The organism is Xanthovirga aplysinae (assembly GCF_009711365.1).
GTDB lineage: Bacteria > Bacteroidota > Bacteroidia > Cytophagales > Cyclobacteriaceae > Xanthovirga > Xanthovirga aplysinae.
The window spans coordinates 1-5,770 of sequence record NZ_SMMB01000953.1 but is presented as its reverse complement, the minus strand read 5'-3'; the positions used below and the strand labels follow the sequence as shown (position 1 = coordinate 5,770).

General features: G+C 37.9%; 5 protein-coding genes. All 5 read left to right on the top strand.

Translation table 11 applies throughout. The features are described 5' to 3' along the window. Positions 1 to 1,443 (top strand): Fe-S cluster assembly protein SufB (gene sufB / locus E1171_RS08885; protein WP_155205655.1); only part of this gene is annotated, 1,443 nt, incomplete at its 5' end. A gap of 213 nt (positions 1,444 to 1,656) precedes the next feature. Continuing rightward, complete coding sequence (gene sufC, locus E1171_RS08880) at positions 1,657 to 2,418, top strand: Fe-S cluster assembly ATPase SufC (protein WP_155205654.1); 762 nt, start codon at positions 1,657 to 1,659, stop codon at positions 2,416 to 2,418. Between the two features lie 65 nt (positions 2,419 to 2,483). Further along, positions 2,484 to 3,815: a Fe-S cluster assembly protein SufD gene (gene sufD, locus E1171_RS08875; RefSeq protein WP_155205653.1), complete on the top strand. Its 1,332-nt coding sequence runs from the start codon at positions 2,484 to 2,486 to the stop codon at positions 3,813 to 3,815. A 136-nt stretch (positions 3,816 to 3,951) separates the two neighbouring features. Further along, positions 3,952 to 5,211 (top strand): SufS family cysteine desulfurase, encoded by a 1,260-nt coding sequence (locus E1171_RS08870; protein WP_155205652.1) that lies wholly within the window; start codon positions 3,952 to 3,954, stop codon positions 5,209 to 5,211. Between the two features lie 3 nt (positions 5,212 to 5,214). Then, on the top strand, positions 5,215 to 5,652 hold the full coding sequence (locus E1171_RS08865) for a SufE family protein (RefSeq protein ID WP_155205651.1): 438 nt from the start codon (positions 5,215 to 5,217) through the stop codon (positions 5,650 to 5,652). Positions 5,653 to 5,770 lie beyond the last annotated feature (118 nt).

Sequence of the window (5,770 nt, the reverse complement as noted above, 5' to 3'; positions counted from 1 at the left end):
AGCAAAGACGCCCAAATATTAGAAGAATTTACCAGTTCGGACTATAAATATGGTTTTGAAACAAAAATCGAAACCGATTCAGCCCCTAAAGGCCTCAATGAGGATATAATCCGATTTATCTCGGCCAAAAAGGAAGAACCGGAATGGCTACTGGAATGGAGATTAAAGGCGTATAAACAGTGGTTGACCCTTGAAGAACCGCAATGGGCTAATGTAAAATATCCTCCTGTAGATTATCAGGATATTATTTATTATTCTGCCCCAAAGCAAAAGGTAAGTCCTAAAAGTTTAGATGAAATTGACCCGGAATTGAGAGAGACCTTCAAAAAATTAGGTATTTCTCTTGAGGAACAAAAACGATTGACAGGAGTAGCTGTAGATGCTGTAATTGACAGTGTGTCGGTCGCAACCACTTTTAAGGATAAACTTGCAGAATTAGGTATTATCTTCTGTTCATTTAGCGAAGCTGTAAAAGAGCATCCAGATTTAGTCAAGAAGTATATGGGATCGGTTGTCCCGGCAAATGATAACTATTTCGCAGCTTTAAATTCAGCCGTATTTAGTGATGGTTCTTTTTGTTACATTCCTAAAGGCGTTCGCTGTCCAATGGAACTTTCGACCTATTTCCGAATTAATGCTGCAAATACGGGGCAATTTGAGCGTACCCTCATAATAGCCGATGAAGGATCATACGTGAGTTACCTGGAAGGTTGTACTGCTCCAATGCGGGACGAAAACCAACTTCACGCCGCTGTTGTAGAAATTTACGCTGCAAAGGATGCAGAGGTGAAGTATTCAACGGTACAAAATTGGTACCCAGGCGATAAAGAAGGAAAAGGAGGAGTATATAACTTCGTTACTAAAAGAGGTATTTGTTCGGGAGAGAACTCCAAAATCTCTTGGACACAAGTGGAAACCGGATCTGCAGTAACATGGAAGTATCCAAGCTGTATATTGAAAGGAGATAACTCTGTAGGTGAGTTCTATTCCGTAGCGGTCACCAATAATTTCCAGCAAGCCGATACCGGAACCAAAATGATCCATATTGGTAAAAACACCAAAAGTAGAATCGTTTCTAAAGGTATTTCTGCAGGAAAAAGCCAAAACTCTTACAGAGGTTTAGTTAAAGTTTTCCCAAGAGCAGAAAATGCAAGAAACTTTTCCCAGTGTGATTCCTTATTAATGGGTGATAAATGTGGTGCCCACACCTTCCCTTATATTGAAACCCAAAACCCAACGGCACAGGTAGAACATGAGGCTACTACTTCAAAAATTGGAGAAGATCAAATTTTTTATTGTAACCAAAGGGGAATAGATACAGAGGATGCCGTAGCGTTAATTGTGAACGGTTACGCTAAGGAAGTATTGAACAAACTTCCCATGGAATTTGCCGTTGAAGCACAAAAACTTTTGGCTCTTACCCTGGAAGGAAGTGTTGGTTAAAAAGAAATAAGAAGAAATTGGTTATTACGAATTAGAAATTCAGAGATTGGAAAAGCAAATAGAAAAGTAATCTTAGTTATACAGCTTTGAAAATACAACCTAAGAATACTGATCCACCTGCAACCTTCTTAAACAGTAATTCAGCCAATTTCCTCGAACCAGTATATTTTTATTTTACAATTTTTTTGAATCAAATAATTCTGTACATATACAATGTTAAGCATAAAGAACTTACAAGCATCTGTTGAAGGAAAACAAATTCTAAAGGGAATTAATCTGGAGGTAAAAGCTGGTGAAGTGCATGCCATTATGGGCCCTAATGGATCCGGTAAAAGTACCCTAGCTTCAGTATTGGCAGGAAGAGAAGAATACGATGTTAATGAGGGTAACGTTGAGTTCCTTGGAAAAGATTTGCTTGAATTATCTCCAGAAGATCGTGCCAGAGAAGGGCTTTTTCTTGCTTTCCAATATCCGATTGAAATCCCTGGGGTAAGTTCTACTAACTTTCTAAAAACTGCTCTGAATCAAATCAGAGAATACCACGGAGAAGAGCCTTTAAATGCCGTTGAATTTCTTTCAACGATGAAAGAAAAAATGAAATTGGTAGAAATTGACCAAAGCTTGCTTAACCGCTCATTAAATGAAGGTTTCTCAGGTGGAGAGAAAAAAAGAAACGAGATCTTTCAAATGGCTATGTTAGAGCCCAAATTGGCTATTCTAGATGAAACAGACTCTGGATTGGATATTGATGCCTTAAGAGTGGTTGCTAACGGAGTTAATACGTTGAAATCTCCAGAGAATGCCACAATTGTGGTGACACACTACCAACGATTGTTGGATTATATTGTCCCTGATTTTGTCCACGTATTGTATAAAGGTAAGATTGTAAAATCAGGCACAAAAGAATTGGCTCTTGAGCTGGAAGAAAGAGGTTATGACTGGATTATTAAAGAAGTAGAAGAATCAGCCGTATAACGGCAAAATTACTTCAAAAAACGATTAACAGATCAAACCTTCTAGTAAATTTTAAATCGGATATCATGAGTCAAATAGCTGATAAAGCAGACATCAAAGACACTTTACTGGCTAACTTCGAAGCCCTAAAGCGGGAAGTGGAGGCGAAAAATAATGCTGTTTTAAATGAAAACAGAAATGCTGCTTTTGCTGCTTTTGAAAAACTTGGATTGCCAGGAGCAAAAAGTGAATATTATAAATATACCGACATAACCAAAGTCCTAAAGAAACAATTTGCAGGTCACAGTTTAGCACCGCAAGTGAAAATTTCTTCTTCAGCTTTAGGAAGCATAATGCTTGAAGATCTTGAGGCAAATGTTTTGGTTTTTGTAAATGGGCGGTACAGCAAAGAACATTCAAACATCATTAGCCCAGCCAATGAGTTGGTTGTAACTGAGCTTTCTGAAGCTGCGGTGGCCCATAAGGAAGACTTTGAGAAGCATTTTGCAAAATATGCGAATGTTTCAGAGGATGCCTTCACTGCTTTAAACACAGCATTTACACAAGAAGGAGCCTTTATAAAAGTGGCTGAAAATAAAATTATTGAAAAACCTATCATATTTTATTTCATCACTGATAGCTCTTCCTCCCAGACGGTTTCTTATCCACGAAATTTATTCCTGATAGGAGAAAATAGTCAAGTAAATTTCGTTGAATCTTACCAATCTATTGGAGAGGAACGGAACCTAACCAATAGTGTAACAGAAATAGTGGTAGGAGAAAATGCCTATGTTAATTACCACAAAATTCAGGCTGATGGAGAAAATGCTTATCATATTGGGACAACACAGGTATACCAAACGGCCAAAAGCACCTTCAATGCGATTACAATTACGTTGAGTGGAGCTGTTGTCCGTAATAACTTGAATATTGTACTGGATGCCGAAAATTGTGAATCACACATGTATGGCTTATACCTCCTAAAGGATCAGCAGCATGTGGATAATCATACCATGGTAGACCACAAAAAACCTAACTGCTTCAGTAATGAACTTTACAAAGGGGTAATGGACGATAAATCAACAGGTGTATTTAATGGAAGAATTTTTGTCCGACAGGATGCGCAAAAAACCAATGCCTTCCAATCAAACAAAAATATTATAATATCCGATAAGGCCAACATGTACACCAAACCTCAGCTAGAGATCTGGGCAGATGATGTAAAATGTTCACACGGATGTACTACTGGCCAGTTAGATGAGGAACAGTTGTTCTACCTAAGAGCTAGAGGTATAGACAAAAAGTCAGCTAAGGCTATGTTATTACAGGCTTTTGCCAAAGACGTACTGGAAAACATTAAAATCGAGCCTTTAAAAAAGAAATTAGAAGAAATTCTGGAAGCTCGATTGCACGTTTAATATAATAAGGATGCTTAATAATGGGTATTGGGAATGGACTCATTGTTCAGTACTCAATACCTTTTTATTTTAATATGGGTTGAAAACTTTGCCTACCGAAGTAATCATCCATGGATTCAAAAAAGAAGACAATAAGATGAGCAATCTGAAAGAGGACATATTAGAAACTACCACCAAAACTTTGGACCTTAAAAAGGTAAGAGCAGAGTTTCCGGTTTTACATCAAGAGGTAAATGGAAAGCCTTTGGTTTATTTGGATAATGCAGCCACAACCCAAAAGCCAAATTCTGTAATCAATGCTGTCAGTGAATATTACAAAGGCTATAATGCCAATATTCACCGTGGGATTCACACACTGGCAGAAAAAGCTACAGCAGCTTTTGAAGAAACCCGGAAAACCGTAAAAGCTTTCTTGAATGCTGCCGAAGCAGAGGAAATCATCTTTACAAAAGGTACTACAGAAGGAATTAATTTGGTAGCCTCTTCTTGGGGAAGAAAATTCGTGGAAGCAGGTGATGAAATTATTATCTCTTCAATGGAACATCACTCCAACATTGTTCCGTGGCAAATGCTTTGTGAGGAAAAAGGTGCTACCTTAAAGATTATTCCGATCAATGAGGCGGGCGAAATTATTTTCGAAGAATATGAAAAGCTTTTAAGCGAAAAAACTAAGATAGTTTCCATTGTGTATGTTTCCAATTCCTTAGGAACTATTAATCCAGTAAAAGAAATAATTGAAAGAGCTCATAAGGTAGGCGCTAAAGTATTGCTTGATGGAGCACAGGCCTCATCTCACCTGGAAATCGATGTCCAGAGTTTAGATTGTGACTTTTTTGCTTTTTCAGGGCACAAAATATATGGCCCTACTGGTGTAGGGGCACTTTATGGAAAAAGAGAACTACTGGAGGCTATGCCCCCTTATCAGGGCGGTGGAGAAATGATAAAGGAAGTAACCTTTGAAAAAACAACCTATAACGAAATCCCTTACAAATTCGAAGCTGGAACCCCTAATATAGCAGATGTAATTGGTCTGAAAACCGCCATTGAGTTTATAAATGAAATAGGTAAGGAAAATATCTCAGCCCATGAAAACGAGCTAATGACTTATGCGTATGAATTATTGAAAGATATTCCAGGGTTTAGGCCAATAGGTACGGCTAAAAACAAAATTTCCGTCCTTTCGTTTGTTATCGAAGGTTTACACCATTTTGATATAGGGATGATGCTTGATGCCCAAGGTATAGCCGTCAGAACAGGACACCATTGTACGCAGCCATTGATGGGGATTTTTGGAATTGAAGGTACAATACGAGCTTCCTTCTCAATATATAATACCAAGGAGGAAGTAGAAAGACTTTCAGACGGTCTGCATCGAATTGTGAAAATGATGAAATAAGCAATGACATCAATCAACAACATACAAGAACAAATTATTGAAGAATTTGCTATCCTTGGAGAGGATCGTGAAAGCATGATATTTTATATCATGGAACTGGGGCAAAATTTACCTGCTTTAAACGATCAATTCAAGATAGATACAAACCTGATAAAGGGTTGTCAATCGAAAGTTTGGTTAACCACCGCTCAGGAAGGTGACAAAATTGTATTTTCTGCCGACAGTAATACGGAAATTACAAAAGGTTTGATCAGCCTGTTAATAAGGGTTCTATCGGGTCAAAAGGCAGATGATATCATTAATTGCGATCTTTACTTTATTGAGAAGATCGGAATGGGGCAAGTAATTGGATCTCAAAGATCAAATGGTTTTGCGGCCATGATTAAACAAATGAAGTTATTTGCCCTGGCCTATAAGAGTAAATCAATAGTGAAAAACTAAGTAGAAGTTAAACGAGATTTTGGGCCTCCTGAATGGTTGACTGCTTTGTTCAGTGAAAAGTGTAGAAGGTGGGTCCACCATAAATATTATATATAAGAGAAGCACTTGGAAGTTCAAA

Bases quoted from the DNA above. Each gene is read 5' to 3' on its own strand.
- sufD (WP_155205653.1), top strand. From the start codon at position 2,484: ATGAGTCAAATAGCTGATAAAGCAGACATCAAAGACACTTTACTGGCT.
- E1171_RS08865 (WP_155205651.1), top strand. From the start codon at position 5,215: ATGACATCAATCAACAACATACAAGAACAAATTATTGAAGAATTTGCT.
- sufC (WP_155205654.1), top strand. From the start codon at position 1,657: ATGTTAAGCATAAAGAACTTACAAGCATCTGTTGAAGGAAAACAAATT.
- E1171_RS08870 (WP_155205652.1), top strand. From the start codon at position 3,952: ATGAGCAATCTGAAAGAGGACATATTAGAAACTACCACCAAAACTTTG.